Consider the following 17,180-nt stretch of genomic DNA (forward strand, 5'->3'; position numbering starts at 1 on the left):
ATCTGGCGCACACCACGGCCCCGGGCGGATCAACTCCCGCCCGGGGCCTCGTCATTCACACCATCAGCGACGAACCGTCATCCCTCGATGGACGTCATCACGTGCTTGATCCGCGTGTAGTCGTCGAACCCGTACGCTGACAGGTCCTTGCCGTAGCCGGACTTCTTGAAGCCGCCGTGCGGCATCTCCGCGACCAGCGCGATGTGCGTGTTGATCCAGACGCACCCGAAGTCGAGGACCTTGGCCATGCGCATCGCGCGCGCGTGGTCCTTGGTCCAGACGGAGGAGGCGAGGGCGTACTCGACGCCGTTCGCGTACGTCACGGCCTGGGCCTCGGCCGAGAAGGTCTGGACGGTGATGACCGGGCCGAAGACCTCGTTCTGGATGATCTCGTCGTCCTGCTTGACGCCGGAGACGACGGTCGGGGCGTAGAAGAAGCCCTTCTCGCCGACCCGGTGGCCGCCCGCCTCGACCTTGGCGTGGGCGGGCAGGCGCTCGATGAATCCGGAGACCTGCTTGAGCTGGTTGGGGTTGTTGAGCGGGCCGTACAGCACGTCCTCGTCGTCCGGCTGGCCGGTCTTCGTGTCGGCGGCGGCCTTGGCGAGCGCGGCCACGAACTCGTCGTGGATGGACTCCTGGACGAGGACGCGGGTGGCGGCCGTACAGTCCTGCCCGGCGTTGAAGAAGCCCGCGACCGAAATGTCCTCGACGGCCTTGGCGATGTCGGCGTCCTCGAAGACGACGACCGGCGCCTTGCCGCCCAGCTCCAGGTGGACGCGCTTGACGTCCTTGGCGGCGGACTCGGCGACGGAGATGCCCGCGCGTACGGAACCGGTGATCGACGCCATGGCGGGCACGGGGTGCTCGACCATCGCGCGGCCGGTGTCGCGGTCGCCGCAGATGACGTTGAAGACGCCCTTGGGGACGATCGAGCCGATGATCTCGGCGATCAGGACCGTGGAGGCGGGAGTGGTGTCCGAGGGCTTGAGCACGACCGTGTTGCCGGCCGCGAGCGCCGGGGCGAACTTCCACACGGCCATCATCATCGGGTAGTTCCACGGCGCGACCTGTGCGCAGACGCCGACCGGCTCGCGCCGGATGATCGAGGTCATGCCCTCCATGTACTCACCGGCCGCGCGGCCCTCCAGCATGCGCGCCGCACCCGCGAAGAAGCGGATCTGGTCGACCATGGGCGGGATTTCCTCGGACCGGGTGAGACCGATGGGCTTGCCCGTGTTCTCGACCTCGGCCGCGATCAGCTCCTCGGCCCGCTCCTCGAAGGCGTCCGCGATCTTGAGGAGGGCCTTCTGGCGCTCGGCCGGGGTCTGGTCGCGCCAGCCCGGGAAAGCCGCGGCAGCGGCGGCCATCGCGGCGTCGACGTCGGCCTGGCCGGACAGCGGCGCGGTGGCGTAGGCCTCGCCCGTCGCGGGGTTGACCACGTCCGTGGTCCGTCCATCGGCGGCATCGCGGAACTCTCCGTCGATGTAATTGCGCAGACGACGCAGCTCGGTGCTCACTGCCGGCCCTCCTGTCAGGTGTCCAATCGCTGAGACTCCCACCCTAGTCCGACCCGCCACGTTTTCAACACCCCCGATCGGCCCAGAACTACGAAATCCGCACATGCCAGCCGCGTAAACAACGAATTTCATCAATCCACTCTTGCGGAACTGCTGAGGCCTCATGCACAGTGAGCACGTGGCCAGTCGCAGCGCAGAGCCAAAGGGCTCACGAGAGACCCGGGCGGGGAACGGCACTCCTCCGCTGGACGCCGTCTCCCTCGGCATCATCGAGCAGCTCCAGGAGGACGGCCGAAGGCCGTACGCCGCGATCGGCAAGGCCGTCGGCCTCTCCGAGGCGGCCGTGCGCCAGCGCGTCCAGAAGCTGCTCGACCAGGGTGTGATGCAGATCGTCGCCGTCACGGACCCCCTCACGGTGGGTTTCCGCAGACAGGCGATGGTGGGCGTGAACGTCGACGGCGACCTCGAACCCGTGGCGGACGCGCTGACCGCCATGGGAGAAGTCGAGTACGTGGTGATGACCGCGGGTTCGTTCGACATCCTCGCCGAGATCGTCTGCGAGGACGACGACCACCTGCTGGACGTCATCAACAAACGCATACGGGCCCTGCCCGGTGTGCGCTCCACCGAGAGCTTCGTCTACCTCAAGCTAAAGAAGCAGACCTACATGTGGGGAACCCGATAGCCGTGACCAAGGACCTCAGCCGAACCGCGTACGACCACCTGTGGATGCACTTCACCCGCATGTCCTCGTACGAGAACGCTCCCGTCCCCACGATCGTCCGTGGCGAGGGCACCTACATCTACGACGACCAGGGCAAGCGCTACCTTGACGGCCTCGCGGGGCTGTTCGTGGTCCAGGCGGGCCACGGCCGCCGGGAGCTGGCCGAGACGGCGTTCAAGCAGGCGCAGGAGCTGGCCTTCTTCCCGATCTGGTCCTACGCCCACCCCAAGGCGATCGAGCTCGCGGAGCGCCTCGCGAACTACGCGCCGGGCGACCTCAACAAGGTCTTCTTCACCACGGGTGGCGGCGAGGCCGTCGAGACCGCGTGGAAGCTCGCCAAGCAGTACTTCAAGCTCCAGGGCAAGCCGACGAAGTACAAGGTCATCTCGCGCGCGGTCGCCTACCACGGCACCCCGCAGGGCGCCCTGTCCATCACGGGCCTGCCCGCCCTGAAGGCCCCCTTCGAGCCGCTGGTCCCGGGCGCCCACAAGGTCCCGAACACCAACATCTACCGTGCCCCCTCCTTCCTCGACCAGGGGTCCGGCGTCTCCCCCGAGGCCTTCGGCCGCTGGGCCGCCGACCAGATCGAGGAGCAGATCCTCTTCGAGGGCCCGGAGACGGTCGCCGCGGTCTTCCTGGAGCCCGTGCAGAACGCCGGCGGCTGCTTCCCGCCGCCGCCCGGCTACTTCCAGCGGGTGCGCGAGATCTGCGACCAGTACGACGTGCTGCTCGTCTCGGACGAGGTCATCTGCGCCTTCGGCCGCCTCGGCACGATGTTCGCCTGCGACAAGTTCGACTACGTACCGGACATGATCACCTGCGCCAAGGGCATGACCTCGGGCTACTCCCCGATCGGCGCCTGCATCGTCTCCGACCGCCTGGCCGAGCCGTTCTACCAGGGCGACAACACCTTCCTGCACGGCTACACCTTCGGCGGTCACCCGGTGTCGGCGGCCGTGGGCCTCGCGAACCTCGACCTGTTCGAGCGCGAGAACCTCAACCAGCACGTGCTGGACAACGAGGGGGCGTTCCTCTCCACCCTCCAGAAGCTGCACGACCTGCCGATCGTCGGCGACGTCCGCGGCAACGGCTTCTTCTACGGCATCGAGCTGGTGAAGGACAAGGCCACCAAGGAGACCTTCACGGACGAGGAGTCGGAGCGCGTGCTCTACGGCTTCGTCTCCAAGAAGCTCTTCGAGTACGGCCTCTACTGCCGCGCCGACGACCGCGGTGACCCGGTCATCCAGCTGTCGCCGCCGCTCATCTCCGACCAGTCGACCTTCGACGAGATCGAGGGGATCGTCCGCCAGGTACTGACGGAGGCGTGGGCGAAGCTCTGATCCCGCCGAAAACCTCGGTGACTCCGACCGCTGCACGGCTCCGATACACGGCTCAGATGAATCGTGGCCCGGCCCCGATGGGCTGAAGCCGCGATCAACACCGGCCCCGGTGCCGCCCGTTCGAGTGAGAATGGGCGCCCCGGGGCCGCGTGCTGTCCGGCCTCCTGGCCCCGACTCCCTAGCGTGCGCAGTGACCGATCGGCCCTGCCTTCGTTCCCCCGGACGGGGGACAAGGCAGCGGAAATCAGATCTGAACCGAGGTGTACGCGATGGTGGCTCCGCCGGACAACGACGTGCTGTGGGCACGCGCCCTGCACGTCAAGCACAACGGCTCACCCGCGCTCACCGGCGTCTCACTCGGAGTTCGCGAAGGTGAGATCCTCGCCGTCGGCGGCCCGCGCGGCAGCGGCAAGACGACCCTGCTCCAGTGCCTGTCGGGGCAACTGCGGGCGCAACAGGGCGAGGTCTGGTTCAACAGCACGCCCGTGCACACCATGGGCCCGCTGTCCCGCGAGCGGTTGCGCCGCAACCGCTTCACCTGGATCGACCCGGCGCCGGTCCTGGTCCCCGAGCTGAACGCCTGGGAGAACGCGGCCCTGCCCCTCATGCTGCGCGGCGTCTCCCGCCGCCGCGCCAAGACCACCGCCCTCGAGTGGCTGGATCGCCTCGACATCGGCGGCTGCGCCCGCAAACGCCCGTACGCGCTCACGCAGGCAGAGCGACAGCGCGTGGCCATCGCCCGCGCCCTGGTCCCCGCGCCGACCGTGCTCTTCGCCGACGAGCCCACCGCCCCGCTGCACCGCGCCGACCGGACGCAGGTGCTGCGTACGCTCACGACGGCGGCCCGTTCGCACGGGATCACCGTCGTCCTGGCCACGCACGACGCCGACACCGCGGCGCTCGCCGACCGCACGGTGTCACTGCTCGACGGACGGCGCGTGAACACCGTCCATCTGCCGCCGGTGGCCGACAGCACGGAAGGCCGGACCGCGTGCTCGCTCTCCGTCTAGCGCGCGGGGCCCGTCCCGCCGTCCAGCTCCGCAGGCTCCTGGTCGCGGCCGCGTCGGCGGGTACCGGCTTCCTTCTCCTGTGCACCCTGGGGTACGCGATGGGGCACCCGGACGCGTCCGGCGCGGCCCTGCTGCGGCTCGCCTGGTGCGTCGCGCCGCTCGCCGCGACCGTGCAGTTCGCGGTGGCGGTCGCCCGGACCGATCCGGCCACCCGTCCCCGGCAGGGGCTGTCGGCGATCGGCCTCGGTCCCGCCCGTCTGACGGTCCTGGCGGCGGTCTCCACCGCCGTGTCCTGCACGCTCGGTTCGCTGGTCGCCCTGCTCCTCTTCCTCCACCTGCGCGGCGACCTGACCGGCCTCCCCTTCGACGGCGACGCCAGCGGCCTCCTCGCCGCGGACGAGCCACTGCCCCTCCCGGCCGCGCTCACCCTGCTGACCCTCGTACCGATCTTCGCCTCGGCGGCCAGCGCGGCGGTGCTCCGGCCGCGGGGCCCGAGGCCGAGCGGCTTCATGGCGGGCGGGCGCCCGGGGCGCCCGGGGCGCCTGAGCGGCTTCGGCGGCTACGGACGCTCCGCCGAGCGCGTCGGCTTCGGCGCGTACGGTCGCTTCGGGGCGCGCGCTGGTACGAGAGAGGGCGCGGGGGCGGGCGCCCGCCCTGAGGGTCAGGACGGCCCCGGGGGTCAGGACGCCGCTGATGGTCGGGGCGGTGCCGCGGACCGAGACGGCGCCGAGGGCCGGGACGGTCACGGCCTCCGCCCCGGCGGCCCCGGGCAGGACACGCCCCGCCGCTCCGGACGGAACGGTGCTTCCGGCGCGAAAGGCTCGCGCGGCAGGGCTCGCGACGATCACGCCGACAACGCCACACAGACGGGACAGGCGGCACAGGCGGCACAGGCCGAGAACGCCGGGCAAGGCAGCCCGGGGGCGCCCCTCATCATCGCGGCGCTCGACGTGCCTCGCCGCTCCGGCGCGCGTGCCCGCGCCCGGGTCGACAACCGCTCCCACGGCACGGACCCCTCCGGCACCCGAGCCGCCACCGACTCACCCGCGCACGACGACCGTGATGGCCACAAGGGCCACGCCAGCCACAACGCACCCGGCCACCCCGCCACCCCGCATCATCCCGACAGCCCCGGTAACCCCGGCAGCCCCGGCAGCCCCGGGCTCGGCCAACCTGACCACCCCGGCCACCCCGGCCACCTGCTGGACCCCCAACACCCTCCCGCCCCCCTCCCCACCCCCGGCGGCCTCCCCTGGGGTGCCGCCGTCCTCGCGGCCGGGCTCGCCGTGGAGACGTACGCCGGTCGTGCCGCCTCCTCCCTCGCAGGGCCCGCGCTGCCCGGCGGGTTCACGGGCGGGCCCATCGGTGTGCTCGTCGGCTGGGCGCTCACCGCGTTCGGTCTCGCGCTGGCCGGGCCCGCGATCACGCACCTCTGCGGCAGGCTGCTCCAGGCCGTGCGGCCGGGCGCCCTGCGGCTGCTCGCCGGACGCGTGCTGATGGAGGAGGCGGCCCGCATCGGGCAACCGCTCGGTGTGCTGTGTGCGGTGGCGTCGGGGGTGTACGCCATGGCCGTGCTCTACGGCAGCGCGCGCCCCGATGTCGGGCCGCTCACCACGCTGGGCGCGCTGCTCGTCGCGGGGTGCGCCGTCGCGACGCTCCTGACCGCCGCGGTGGAGGCGAGGCACGCGCGCGCCGACACCGCTGCCGCCCTGCTGCGGCTCGGGGCGCCCGCCACCACGCTGCGTGTCGTCGCCGCCCTCCGCGCCGGCGCCCTGCTCGCCGTCTTCGGGCCGCTGACCTGGGCGGTCGCGGAGCTGGCCGCGGCTCCACTGACCCGCTGACGGCTCGTACGGGAATCCCTTGATTCCCGTACGGGATCGGAATCGGGGTCGGGACCGGCTCGGTGTTCGAAAAAGTTCGCGGGCGCCGATGATTTTCCGGCGGCCCGCCGGTCTACCCCTGCGAACAGCACATCACCGACGGGAGAGACCTCACCATGTACCAGCAGATGATCTTCGTGAACCTGGCCGTGAACGACCTCGACGCCTCGAAGAAGTTCTTCACGGAGCTCGGCTACCCGCTGAACGCGCAGTTCTCGGACGAGAACTGCGCGTCCGTCGTGATCAGCGACACGATCGTCGTGATGCTGCTGAGCAAGCAGCGCTACGCGGACTTCACGAAGAAGGAGATCGCGGACTCGACGAAGACCAGCGAGGTGCTGCTGTGTCTGAGCGCCGAGAGCCGCGCGAAGGTGGACGAGCTGGTCGACAAGGCGATCGCGGCGGGCGGTTCGGCTAGCGGCGAGACCCAGGACTACGGCCAGATGTACGGCCGCGCCTTCGACGACCCGGACGGCCACACCTTCGAGGTCATGTGGATGGACCCGGCGGCCGTCCAGGGCTGAACCGCCGCGCTTAGCATGGGCGGGTGCAGACGAGCCCCGCCCATGTGGCCCACCACAACGACCGTGAGATCGAGACGCTGGAGGAGTTCGACGCCGTCGTCTCGGCCCGCGGCACCCTCACCGGCTTTCGCGTTCAGGCCGTCGATCTGACGGACCGTACAAGGGAGTTGCTGGCCAGCAGCGCCACCGACGCCGTCTTCCTCGGCTGCCCGATGCGGGAGAACGCCGCGGCGAAGGTGCGTGCCGACGGCGCCCTCGTCTTCCCGCCCCTCCCCGGCCTGCCCTTCGACCCGTACCGCGGTCATCTCTACCGCCCCGACGAGCTGTTCGCCTCGCTCGACAAGGGGTACGAGGAGACACCGGACGCCCTCGCGTACACCTGGTTCCAGCGGACCAAGGCCGACGGCGACATCTACGCGTCGATGCTGCGCTCGGTCCACGACGACGCCGTCTCCGACGCTCTCGACGAACTCCTGCGCGGCACACGGGTGGTGGGCGTGATGGGCGGCCACGCGATCGCACGCGGCACGGAGGCATACGGCGGCGCGGCCCGGCTCGGCCGCGCGCTCGCGCGCGCCGGGTTCACGGTGGCGACGGGCGGCGGCCCCGGCGCGATGGAGGCGGCGAACCTCGGCGCGTACGCGGCCCCGTACGACGACACCATGCTGGACGAGGCGTGCGAACTCCTCGCGGAGGCACCGTCGTTCGTCCCGTCGGTGACCGACTGGGCGCGCGCCGCCTTCGAGGTACGCACGCGCTGGCCGAAAGGCAACACCTCCGTCGGCATCCCCACCTGGTTCTACGGGCACGAGCCGCCGAACGCCTTCGCCTCCCACATCGCCAAGTACTTCGCCAACGCCACCCGCGAGGACGGCCTGCTGGCGCGCTCGAACGCGGGCGTCGTGTTCCTGCCCGGCGCCGCCGGCACGGTCCAGGAGATCTTCGACAACACGACCCCCAACTACTACGAGTCCCGCGGCGAACCGACCCCGATGGTGCTGGTGAACCGCGCCCACTGGACAGAGCGCCTGCCCGCCTGGCCTCTGCTCCAGGCGCTCGCCCGCGACCGCTCGATGGAGTCCCGGATCGCCCTCGTCGACCGGTTCGAGGAGGCACCGGAGGCGCTCATACGGTTGGCCGATGTAAGTGAAAGTTAAGCCCTCATGTAAATGAAAGCTAAAGCCAAGGGTCAAGACGGACACACAGATTGACAACCCGAGAGGCGGCCCAATAAACCTGTGTGGCGTCTGGGATTGCTGTTTCTTCACAGCCGCTCCCACCACCCCCCTCGTTGTGCATCCCGTGAAGGGCAATCGTGTCCATATCTCGCCGTACCGCACGTTCTGTGCGCATTCTCGGAGTTGCCTCCGGTTCGGTCGCGCTCACGCTCGGCCTGGCCGGCAACGCGCTCGCCTGCAACATCAGTGAGTTCTCGGCCGTCGCCAAGTGCGACGGCGCCAAGGGCGTCATCAGCGTCACCGACAAGGACCCCACCGGCGTCCCGGCCACGGTGACGGTCTACCTGGAGAACAAGGGTGCCGACGAGAAGCTCGTCGACACCCAGGAGGTCAAGGGCTCCCGCGAGGGCGTGACCATCGACTTCTCGGAGGACTGGAAGCCGAACGCGGAGTACCGGATCCACGTCAAGGCCGGCAACCAGGTCGACGAGGACATCAAGCCGAACCTCGTCACCCCGTCCGAGGCCTGCAAGTCCTCGGAGCCGTCGACGCCTCCGGCCACCCCGTCCCCGTCCGAGGAGCCCTCCTCGCCGGTGACCCCGAAGCCGGAATCCCCGGAGCCCTCGGAGTCGGACAGCACCCCGCCCGCGTCGGGCGGCGGCAGCACGCCGTCTCCCGCGGGCGGCGACTCGAACCTCGCCGAGACCGGCTCCAGCTCCAACACCGGTGCGATCGCCGGGATAGCGGCCGCGCTCGTGGCCGCCGGCGCCGGCGTGATGTTCGCCCTGCGCCGCCGCGGCGCGACGAACGGCCGCTGAGTACGACCTGGTTCACCCGGTTCCACCAGGCGTGGCCCGCCCCTCGTGAGGGGGGCGGGCCACCGCCGCGTTTCGCGCCCCTGAAAGCGAGGGCGCAGCCCCGCTTTTCAGGGGCGCGGGGCTGTATCGATATGCGGCTCCGCCGCGCGGGCGCGACCAGCCCCCACCGAACCCGCAGACGAACCCCGCGGCAAGCGCAACGCACTCACTCAGCCGAACGTGGCCCGCTCCAGCCAGAAGTCCAACAACTCCCGCTCCCCCAGCACCTCCAACCGCCCACCGTCCGGCGCCATTCGGCGATAGAAGGCGAGCATCACCTCGGTGAGCGGCCCCCGCAGCGCGACGGTCGCCTTCTCGTGACCACGCCGCCAGTCGATGCCCTCGTCCTCGAACTCGATGAGCCACTCGGCGTCCAGGCCGGGCTCGGTGTCGGTGGCGTGGAGGTGGATACTGCGGCCCGCGCCGCGCAGTTCCGTCGCGGCATCGCTCGGATACTTCTCCTGCGCGAACCGCACGATCTGCAGCCACTCGTCGATCGCGTCGGCGGCGACCTCCGGCGCCACCTGGTACGTCACGCCCGCGGCGATCGCCGCGTCGGCCCGGTGGATCACCGTCTCGTGGGTCATGCGCCGCGCCCAGAACCCGGCCGTGTGCTCCCAGGCCCAGGACCAGGCGGCGGTGTCGGCCCCGGCGGAGCGAAAGGTCTCCGCGGCCTTCTCGGCGCCCTCCGCGAGCCAGGCGTCAAGGGCGGCGGGGCCGTCGTCCTCCGGTCCCCCGACGGCGGCCACGTGCTCGGCCGACACGTCCTTCGTCACCCTCGTCCGCACGATGTACTCGGTCCCGCGGTGCGCCTCGCCCACATGCACGGCGAGCTGCCGCAGCGTCCAGTCGGGACAGGTCGGTACGGTCGCACCGAGATCGACTCCGGCGAGGTGCGACCTCAACAGCGCGGTCTGCCCGACGATTTCGCCGCAGTAGCGGTCGTGCCCAAGTAGCGTCATGAGCCGCACCCTAGGCTCCGCGGGCACCCCCGAGTACGACAATTTCCGCCGCGTCGAACGCCACCCCGACCTCTTCCCCCGGCTCCGGCGCATCCCGCAGCGCACACGCCGCCTCCAGCCGCGGCGCGTCCTCGGGCTGCAGGCGTACGGCCACATGCGTGCCCCGGAACGTCCGCGCGGCCACCGTGCAGCGCAGCCCGTCGGCCGCCGGTACGAGCCGGACGCCCGCGGGCCTGACGAGCAGAGTGACGTCGCCCTGCGGGGCGTCCGGGGGCACCGGCAGCTTGCCCCACGGCGTGTCCGCGGCTTCCCCGGCGACGGTCGCCCCGGTCACGTTCTCGAATCCGAGGAAGCGGGCCACGAAGGCGTCGGCCGGGCGCTGCCAGACCTCAAGTGGCGTACCGGACTGGGCGATCCGGCCGTCCCGCATGACGACGACCCGGTCGGCGAGCGCGAACGCCTCGCCCTGGTCGTGGGTGACCGCGAGCACGGTGGTCCCCAACTCGCCGAAGAGTTCGCGGAGTTCGACCACCAGCCGCTCCCGCAGCGAGCGGTCCAGCTGGCCGAGGGGTTCGTCGAGCATGAGCAGCCGGGGGCGGGGCGCGAGGGCCCGGGCGAGCGCGACGCGCTGCTGTTCCCCACCGGAGAGGGAGGCGACGGCCCGCTCATGGGCGCCGGGCAACCCCACGAGATCCAGCAACTCACCCACACGTACCGCCTGTTGGTCCCTCGACTCGCCGTGCATCCGCAGCCCGAAGGCCACGTTGCCGCCGACGTCGCGCTGCGGGAACAGCTGGTGGTCCTGGAACATCAGGCCCACACCACGCTTGTGCGCGGGCACGCCGTGGAGGTCGCGGCCGTCCAGGAACACCCGTCCTTCGTCCAGGAGTTGGAGCCCGGCGACCGCCCGCAGCAGGGTCGACTTGCCGCTGCCGCTGGGCCCGAGCACGCACACGATCTCGTGCTCGGCGACATCGAGTCCGACGGAGTCGAGCACGGCCCGCCCGCCGAACCGTACGGTCGCCCCGTCGAGCTTCAGCATGGGCCCCGGCGCCGGCCCGGTCATGGCATCGCTCATGGCATCGCGCATGGTCAGAACTCCCCGGTCCGGTCGGTGCGAAGGCGTTCGAGAACCAGCAGCGCCACCGCGCACACCACCATCAAGATCGTCGAAAGGGCCATGGCCTGCCCGTAGTTGAGCTCCCCGGCCCGCCCGAGCAGCCGTGCCACGGCGACCGGCAGCGTCGGGTTGTCGGGCCGCGCGATGAAGACGGTCGCGCCGAACTCGCCCAGCGACACGGCGAAGGCGAACCCGGCCGCGATCAGCAGCGCCCGCCGCACCATCGGCAGATCGACCTCGCGCCACACCCGCCACGGCGAGGCCCCGAGCACGGCCGCCGCCTCGCGCAGCCGTCCGTCCACCGCCCGCAGCACGGGCAGCATGGTCCGTACGACGAAGGGGACGCCCACCAGCGCCTGCGCGAGCGGCACGAGGATCCAGGTGCTCCGGAGGTCCAGCGGAGGCTCGTCGAGCGCGATGAGGAAGCCGAACCCGACCGTCACGGCGGATACGCCGAGCGGCAGCATCAGCAGGGCGTCGAAGCCCCGTACGAGACGGCCGGCGTCCCGGCGGGTGAGGGCGGCGGCCGCGAGTCCGCCGATCAGCAGGGCGATGGCGGTGGCGGCGAGGGCGTACCGCAGCGAGTTGCCGATGGCCTCGATCGGCGGCACGAGGAAGATGCCGCCTTCGTCGCTGGTCAGCGCCTTGTAGTAGCCGAATCCGGGGGCGTCGAGGGATCGCTCGACGAGCACGGCCAGCGGCAGCACCAGCAGGACGGCGATGGTGCCGAGGACGGCGGCGAGCAGCGCCCACTGCCCGGCGCCGCGCGGCCGTCGTGCCGTCGCGGACGCGTCGACCAGGCGCAGGGCGGTCTCCCGCCGCCGTACCGTCCACGCATGGACGGCGAGGATCGCGCCGACCGCCACGAACTGGACGAGCGTCAGGACGGCGGCCGTCGAGAGGTCGAAGATCTCCGAGGTCTGCCGGTAGATCTCGACTTCGAGCGTCGAGAAGGTCGGGCCGCCGAGAATCTGCACCACACCGAACGAGGTGAAGGTGAAGAGGAAGACCATCAGCGCGGCCGCGGCGACCGCCGGGCCGAGCGCCGGCAGCGTCACCCTGCGCCAGGCGGCGAACCGTGAGGCGCCGAGCACCCGCGCGGCCTCCTCCTGACGCGGATCGAGCTGCGACCAGAGGCCGCCGACCGTGCGGACGACGACCGCGTAGTTGAAGAAGACGTGCGCGAGCAGGATCGCCCACACCGTCGTGTCGAGCCGTACGCCCCACAGCTCGTCCAGGAGCCCACCACGGCCGAGCAGCGCCAGGAAGGCCGTTCCGACGACCACGGTCGGCAAGACGAACGGCACGGTCACGACGGCCCGCAGGATCTGCTTGCCCCTGAAATCGAAGCGTGCGAAGACGTACGCGCCGGGGAGCGCGATCAGCAGGGTGAGCGCGGTCGACGCGAGCGCCTGCCACGTCGTGAACCACAGCACATGCCGGATGTCCGACTGCGCGAGCACCTCCCCGATGCGCCCGAACCGCCAGACCCCGTCGACCTTGAGCCCGCGGGCCGTGATCGCCGCGACCGGGTAGGCGAAGAAGAGCCCGAAGAACGCGACGGGCACGGCCATGAGACCGAGCCGGGCCGCGCTCCCCGTATGCGGGCGCGTGCGAGGGCGCGTACGGGGGCGTGGCCGTCGGCGCGCGGGCGGCTCCGCCTCGGCGCGACGCTCTACTTCAGTACGAGCGAGGTCCATGACTTGACCCACTCGTCACGGTTGTCGGCGATCTTGGCGGGGTCGAGGGTCTCGGGGTTCTGGGCGGCCGGGCCGAACTTCGTGAACTCGGCGGGGACCTTCGCACCCTCGACGACGGGATACACGAACATGTTCAGCGGCATGTCCTCCTGGAACGCCTTGCCGACCAGGAAGTCGATGAACGCCTTGCCGCCCTCGGTGTTCTTGGCGTTGCTGAGCAGGCCCGCGTACTCGACCTGGCGGAAGCAGGTGCCGTCCGCGACACCGGTCGGCGCGGTCTTCGGGATCGGGTCGGCGTAGATGACCTCGGCGGGCGGGGACGAGGCGTACGAGACGACGAGCGGCCGGTCGCCCTTGGCCTTCTTGCCACCGGCGGACCCGGAGAACTCCACGTTGTAGGCCTGCTCCCAGCCGTCGACGACCTTCACGCCGTTGGCCTTGAGCTTCTTCCAATACCCCTGCCAACCGTCGTCGCCATACTTCGCGGCGGTCCCGAGCAGGAAGCCGAGACCGGGCGAGGACGTCGAGGCGTTCTCGGTGACGAGCAGGTTCTTGTACGCGGGCTTGATCAGATCGTCGAAGGACGTCGGCGGGGCCAGCTTGTGCTCGCTGAAGTAGGCCTTGTCGTAGTTGACGCAGATGTCACCGGAGTCGATGGGCGTGACCCGGTGCTTGTCCTGGTCGACCCGGTACTCGGCCTTGATGCCACCGGCGCCCTTGGCCTCGTACGACTGGAACAGCCCGTTGTCGAGCGCCCGCGAGAGCAGCGTGTTGTCGACGCCGAAGAAGACGTCGCCCTGCGGGTTGTCCTTGGTGAGGATGGCCTTGTTGACGGCCGTCCCGGCGTCGCCGTCCTTCAGAACCCTGACCTTGTACCCGGACTCCTTCTCGAACGTCTTCAGTACGTCCTTGGTGTAGGCGAAGGAGTCATGGCTGACGAGGGTGACGGTCTTGGATCCGGAGCCCTCGTCGCCGGAGTCGGACGACCCGCACGCGGCGAGCGTGACAAGGCCGAGCCCCACGGCCACGGCCGTGAACTTCCTGGTGGTGCTCACTGAATTCCTCCTGGGGGTGACCAGGAAGAGACGCGGCCCTGCCCGGGACCTCGGTCGGTTCCCGGGCAGGGCGCAACAGCTTGAGTAGTGACCGAACTTCCTACCCAGAATGACCTGGGCAAGGTTCAGAGGGTCTGCGGGCTGTCCCGCACTCTCAGCGCTGTGGCGCTCCCCTGTCGGAATATGAAGATTTGACTGGCGATGTGCTTACGGAGGCCAGACTACCTCCCGGCCACCGGCCGAAACCCACCGCTCGGGACTACCGCTCGGTACCCACCGCTCGGCGCCTACCGCTCGGTCGCCGCGAGCTGCCCGCAGGCTCCGTCGATCTCCTGGCCACGGGTGTCCCGGACGGTGACGGGCACTCCATGGGCGGCGATCGCCTCGACGAACGCCTTCTCGTCCTCGGGCCGCGAGGCCGTCCACTTGGAGCCGGGTGTCGGGTTCAGCGGAATCAGGTTCACATGCACGGGCTTGCCCTTGAGCATCCGCCCGAGCCGGTCGCCGCGCCACGCCTGGTCATTGATGTCGCGGATGAGCGCGTACTCGATGGAGAGCCGGCGCCCGGACCTGGCCGCGTACTCCCAGCCGGCGTCCAGCACTTCCCGTACCTTCCACCGCGTGTTGACCGGGACGAGGGTGTCGCGCAGTTCGTCGTCCGGTGCGTGCAGGGAGATGGCGAGTCGGCACTTGAAGCCCTCGTCGGCGAACCGGTGGATGGCGGGGACGAGGCCCACCGTGGAGACGGTGATCCCTCGCTGCGACAGCCCGAGCCCGTCCGGCTCCGGGTCGGTGAGGGCCCGGATGGACTGCACGACCCGCTTGTAGTTGGCCAGCGGCTCGCCCATCCCCATGAAGACGATGTTGCTGAGCCGCGCGGGCCCACCGGGAATCTCCCCGTCCCGCAGCGCCCGCATCCCGTCCACGATCTGGTGCACGATCTCACCGGTGGAGAGATTCCGGTCGAGGCCGGCCTGTCCGGTCGCGCAGAACGGGCAGTTCATCCCGCAGCCCGCCTGCGAGCTGATGCACATGGTGACCCGGTCCGGGTAGCGCATCAGCACAGACTCGACGAGCGTGCCGTCGAAGAGCCGCCAGAGGGTCTTGCGGGTGGTGTCCTCGTCGGTGGAGAGATGCCGCACGACCGTCATCAGCTCGGGCAGCAGCGCCTCCTGGAGCTTGGCGCGCGACCCCGCGGGGATGTCGGTCCACTGCTCCGGATCGTGCGCGTACCGCGCGAAGTAGTGCTGCGAGAGCTGCTTGGCGCGAAACGGTTTCTCACCGATCGCGGCAACGGCCTCTTTCCGCTCGGCGGGCGTGAGATCGGCAAGGTGCCGCGGCGGCTTCTTGGCTCCGCGCGGGGCGACGAAAGTGAGTTCTCCGGGCTTAGGCATGGCCGTACCAGTGTCGCAGACGTACGAAGAGGGGCTCGCCACCCTGTGGACAACGAGCCCCTCGTGCACATCTCTGCAGGTCAGCCAGCCAGGCCTTCGGCGGACAGTCTCAGCCCGACCCGACGAAGATCACCATCAGCAGCCATACCACCGGAGCCGTAGGCAGCAAGGAGTCCAGGCGGTCCATGATCCCGCCGTGTCCCGGCAGCAAGGTGCCCATGTCCTTGATGCCCAGGTCCCGCTTGATCATCGACTCGCCGAGGTCGCCGAGGGTGGCGCTGGCCGCGACCGCGAGGCCGAGGAGCAGGCCCTGCCACCAGGTGCCGTCGTCGACGAGGAACTGCATGCACACCGCGCCCGCCGCCATGGCGAAGGCGACCGCGCCGAGCAGGCCCTCGCGGGTCTTGCCGGGGCTGATGCGCGGGGCGAGCTTGTGCCTGCCGAAGCGCCAGCCGACCGCGTACGCGCCCGTGTCGCTGACCACGGCCAGCAGCAGGAACGTGAGGACCCGCCGCGCACCGTCGTCCGCGGTGAGCATCATCGCCACGAACGTGGCCAGGAACGGGATGTAGAAGGCCGCGAAGACCCCCGCGGTGACGTCCTTGAGGTAGCCCTCGGGCGGTTCCGTCATCCGCCAGACCAGGACCGCGAGCGCGGTGAGCGCCATGGCGACCCAGGCACCCTCGGCGCCCCGGACGTATCCGGAGATCACCAACGCGGCACCGCCGACCGCCAGCGGCACGAGCGGCGCCTTGATGCCCTTCTGCTCCGCGAGCCGCGACGTGAGCTCCCACAGGCCGACCACGACGGCGACCGTTATCACTCCGACGAACGCGGCCTTGACGACGAACAGCGACGCGACGATCACCGCGGCGAGCCCGACCCCGACTCCTATGGCAGCGCCCAGGTCGCGGCCCGCGCTCTTCTTCTGCGGCGCGGGTGCGGGGTGTGCGGCGCTGGACATGGGCTCCTGCGGATTCTGCGCCTGGTGGGACGAAGCCTGGTGGGACGAGGCCTGCGGCGATGTCGGCGGTGTCTCGTCGCCGAACAGGGGGCCGCCCGTCCGAGCAGCCCCCCGGTCGTCATCCTGGTCTCCGCCATGCGCGGGTACGTCGGGCATGGGGCGAGTCTGCTGCGCGTGGTGCGCATCGTAGGCGGGACCCGCCGGGGCAGCCCCCTGGACAGGCCCCTGGTCGGACGGCGCCCAGTACCCGGCTTGTGGAGGCGCCCCCCAGGAAGAGTCGTTCATCAGACCTCGAGCAGCTCTGCTTCCTTGTGCTTGAGCAGCTCGTCCACCTGAGCGACGTACTTCGCGGTGGTGTCGTCGAGCTCCTTCTCCGCACGGCGGCCCTCGTCCTCGCCGACCTCGCCATCCTTGATCAGCTTGTCGATGGCGTCCTTGGCCTTGCGGCGGACGGAGCGGATCGAGATCTTGGAGTCCTCGGCCTTGGTGCGGGCCACCTTGATGTAGTCCTTGCGGCGCTCCTCGGTCAGCTCGGGGAACACCACCCGGATGATATTGCCGTCGTTGCTCGGGTTGACGCCGAGGTCGGAGTCACGGATCGCCTGCTCGATGTTGCGCATCGCGCTCTTGTCGAACGGGGTCACCACGGCCATGCGCGGCTCGGGCACCGAGAACGAGGCCAGCTGGTTGATCGGCGTCAGCGCGCCGTAGTAGTCCGCCACGATCTTGTTGAACATCGCCGGGTGCGCACGGCCGGTGCGGATTGCGGCGAAGTCCTCCTTGGCGACCACGACGGCCTTCTCCATCTTCTCCTCGGCCTCGAGGAGGGTCTCTTCGATCACCACTTGCTCCTGCGTGTCTTGAGTAGGCCCGGCTGCGGTTCCTTGGCGGGTAGGCGGCCGGCTGCGTCGCGTCTTATTCCTGCACGGTTCCCGACCGGCAGGACATTGTCCAT

Annotated in this window: 15 protein-coding genes and 1 riboswitch; of the genes, 7 read left to right on the forward strand and 8 right to left on the reverse strand. The window is 70.3% G+C overall.

The features are described from left to right. Positions 1-77: 77 nt before the first annotated feature. Positions 78-1,517, reverse strand: a complete 1,440-nt coding sequence (locus tag OHA11_RS12140; RefSeq protein ID WP_266495188.1) for a gamma-aminobutyraldehyde dehydrogenase — start codon at positions 1,515-1,517, stop codon at positions 78-80. A gap of 163 nt (positions 1,518-1,680) precedes the next feature. Here OHA11_RS12140 and OHA11_RS12145 point away from each other — a divergent pair, with 163 nt between their 5' ends. From OHA11_RS12145 to OHA11_RS12175, 7 genes are all read left to right on the forward strand, one after another. Beyond that, positions 1,681-2,202 (forward strand): Lrp/AsnC family transcriptional regulator, encoded by a 522-nt coding sequence (locus tag OHA11_RS12145; RefSeq protein ID WP_266495190.1) that lies wholly within the window; start codon positions 1,681-1,683, stop codon positions 2,200-2,202. Further along, positions 2,187-3,581, forward strand: coding sequence for an aspartate aminotransferase family protein (locus OHA11_RS12150; RefSeq protein WP_266495192.1), 1,395 nt, complete (start codon positions 2,187-2,189; stop codon positions 3,579-3,581). Before OHA11_RS12145 ends, OHA11_RS12150 begins: the two co-directional genes overlap by 16 nt. Positions 3,582-3,850: 269 nt before the next feature. Further along, the gene (locus OHA11_RS12155; protein WP_266495194.1) at positions 3,851-4,591 is read left to right on the forward strand and encodes an ABC transporter ATP-binding protein; all 741 of its coding nucleotides are present in this window, start codon (positions 3,851-3,853) and stop codon (positions 4,589-4,591) included. Next, positions 4,573-6,432 (forward strand): hypothetical protein, encoded by a 1,860-nt coding sequence (locus OHA11_RS12160; protein WP_266495196.1) that lies wholly within the window; start codon positions 4,573-4,575, stop codon positions 6,430-6,432. Before OHA11_RS12155 ends, OHA11_RS12160 begins: the two co-directional genes overlap by 19 nt. Before the next feature lie 155 nt (positions 6,433-6,587). Then, on the forward strand, positions 6,588-6,995 hold the full coding sequence (locus OHA11_RS12165) for a VOC family protein (protein WP_266495199.1): 408 nt from the start codon (positions 6,588-6,590) through the stop codon (positions 6,993-6,995). Positions 6,996-7,018: 23 nt separating this feature from the next. Then, positions 7,019-8,152, forward strand: coding sequence for an LOG family protein (locus OHA11_RS12170; protein WP_266495202.1), 1,134 nt, complete (start codon positions 7,019-7,021; stop codon positions 8,150-8,152). A gap of 188 nt (positions 8,153-8,340) precedes the next feature. After that, a complete protein-coding gene (locus tag OHA11_RS12175; protein ID WP_266495204.1) occupies positions 8,341-8,991 on the forward strand; it encodes an LAETG motif-containing sortase-dependent surface protein in 651 nt (216 codons plus the stop codon). Positions 8,992-9,200: 209 nt separating this feature from the next. Here OHA11_RS12175 and OHA11_RS12180 read toward each other — a convergent pair whose 3' ends face one another. From OHA11_RS12180 to frr, 7 genes are all read right to left on the reverse strand, one after another. Then, the gene (locus OHA11_RS12180) at positions 9,201-9,992 is read right to left on the reverse strand and encodes a maleylpyruvate isomerase family mycothiol-dependent enzyme (protein WP_266495207.1); all 792 of its coding nucleotides are present in this window, start codon (positions 9,990-9,992) and stop codon (positions 9,201-9,203) included. A gap of 10 nt (positions 9,993-10,002) precedes the next feature. Next, on the reverse strand, positions 10,003-11,034 hold the full coding sequence (locus tag OHA11_RS12185) for an ABC transporter ATP-binding protein (protein ID WP_266507106.1): 1,032 nt from the start codon (positions 11,032-11,034) through the stop codon (positions 10,003-10,005). 50 nt (positions 11,035-11,084) lie between these two features. Further along, positions 11,085-12,686 carry an iron ABC transporter permease gene (locus OHA11_RS12190; RefSeq protein ID WP_266495209.1) on the reverse strand — a complete coding sequence of 534 codons (1,602 nt, stop codon included), beginning with the start codon at positions 12,684-12,686 and terminating at the stop codon, positions 11,085-11,087. 101 nt (positions 12,687-12,787) lie between these two features. After that, a complete protein-coding gene (locus tag OHA11_RS12195) occupies positions 12,788-13,867 on the reverse strand; it encodes a thiamine ABC transporter substrate binding subunit (RefSeq protein ID WP_266495212.1) in 1,080 nt (359 codons plus the stop codon). 79 nt (positions 13,868-13,946) lie between these two features. Further along, positions 13,947-14,052: riboswitch (TPP riboswitch) on the reverse strand. A 102-nt stretch (positions 14,053-14,154) separates the two neighbouring features. Further along, the gene (gene rlmN, locus OHA11_RS12200; RefSeq protein ID WP_266495215.1) at positions 14,155-15,261 is read right to left on the reverse strand and encodes a 23S rRNA (adenine(2503)-C(2))-methyltransferase RlmN; all 1,107 of its coding nucleotides are present in this window, start codon (positions 15,259-15,261) and stop codon (positions 14,155-14,157) included. A gap of 109 nt (positions 15,262-15,370) precedes the next feature. Beyond that, the gene (locus OHA11_RS12205) at positions 15,371-16,510 is read right to left on the reverse strand and encodes a phosphatidate cytidylyltransferase (protein ID WP_266495218.1); all 1,140 of its coding nucleotides are present in this window, start codon (positions 16,508-16,510) and stop codon (positions 15,371-15,373) included. Next, complete coding sequence (gene frr, locus OHA11_RS12210) at positions 16,510-17,067, reverse strand: ribosome recycling factor (protein WP_266495220.1); 558 nt, start codon at positions 17,065-17,067, stop codon at positions 16,510-16,512. The genes OHA11_RS12205 and frr overlap by 1 nt, the downstream gene beginning before the upstream one ends. Positions 17,068-17,180 lie beyond the last annotated feature (113 nt).

Source organism: Streptomyces sp. NBC_00878, from assembly GCF_026341515.1.
Classification (GTDB): domain Bacteria; phylum Actinomycetota; class Actinomycetes; order Streptomycetales; family Streptomycetaceae; genus Streptomyces.

Coding starts and splice junctions, on each gene's coding strand:
- OHA11_RS12155 (WP_266495194.1), top strand. CDS start 3,851: ATGGTGGCTCCGCCGGACAACGACGTGCTGTGGGCACGCGCCCTGCAC.
- OHA11_RS12165 (WP_266495199.1), top strand. CDS start 6,588: ATGTACCAGCAGATGATCTTCGTGAACCTGGCCGTGAACGACCTCGAC.
- OHA11_RS12180 (WP_266495207.1), bottom strand. CDS start 9,992: ATGACGCTACTTGGGCACGACCGCTACTGCGGCGAAATCGTCGGGCAG.
- OHA11_RS12190 (WP_266495209.1), bottom strand. CDS start 12,686: ATGGCCGTGCCCGTCGCGTTCTTCGGGCTCTTCTTCGCCTACCCGGTC.
- OHA11_RS12145 (WP_266495190.1), top strand. CDS start 1,681: ATGCACAGTGAGCACGTGGCCAGTCGCAGCGCAGAGCCAAAGGGCTCA.
- OHA11_RS12185 (WP_266507106.1), bottom strand. CDS start 11,034: ATGCTGAAGCTCGACGGGGCGACCGTACGGTTCGGCGGGCGGGCCGTG.
- OHA11_RS12205 (WP_266495218.1), bottom strand. CDS start 16,510: ATGAACGACTCTTCCTGGGGGGCGCCTCCACAAGCCGGGTACTGGGCG.
- rlmN (WP_266495215.1), bottom strand. CDS start 15,261: ATGCCTAAGCCCGGAGAACTCACTTTCGTCGCCCCGCGCGGAGCCAAG.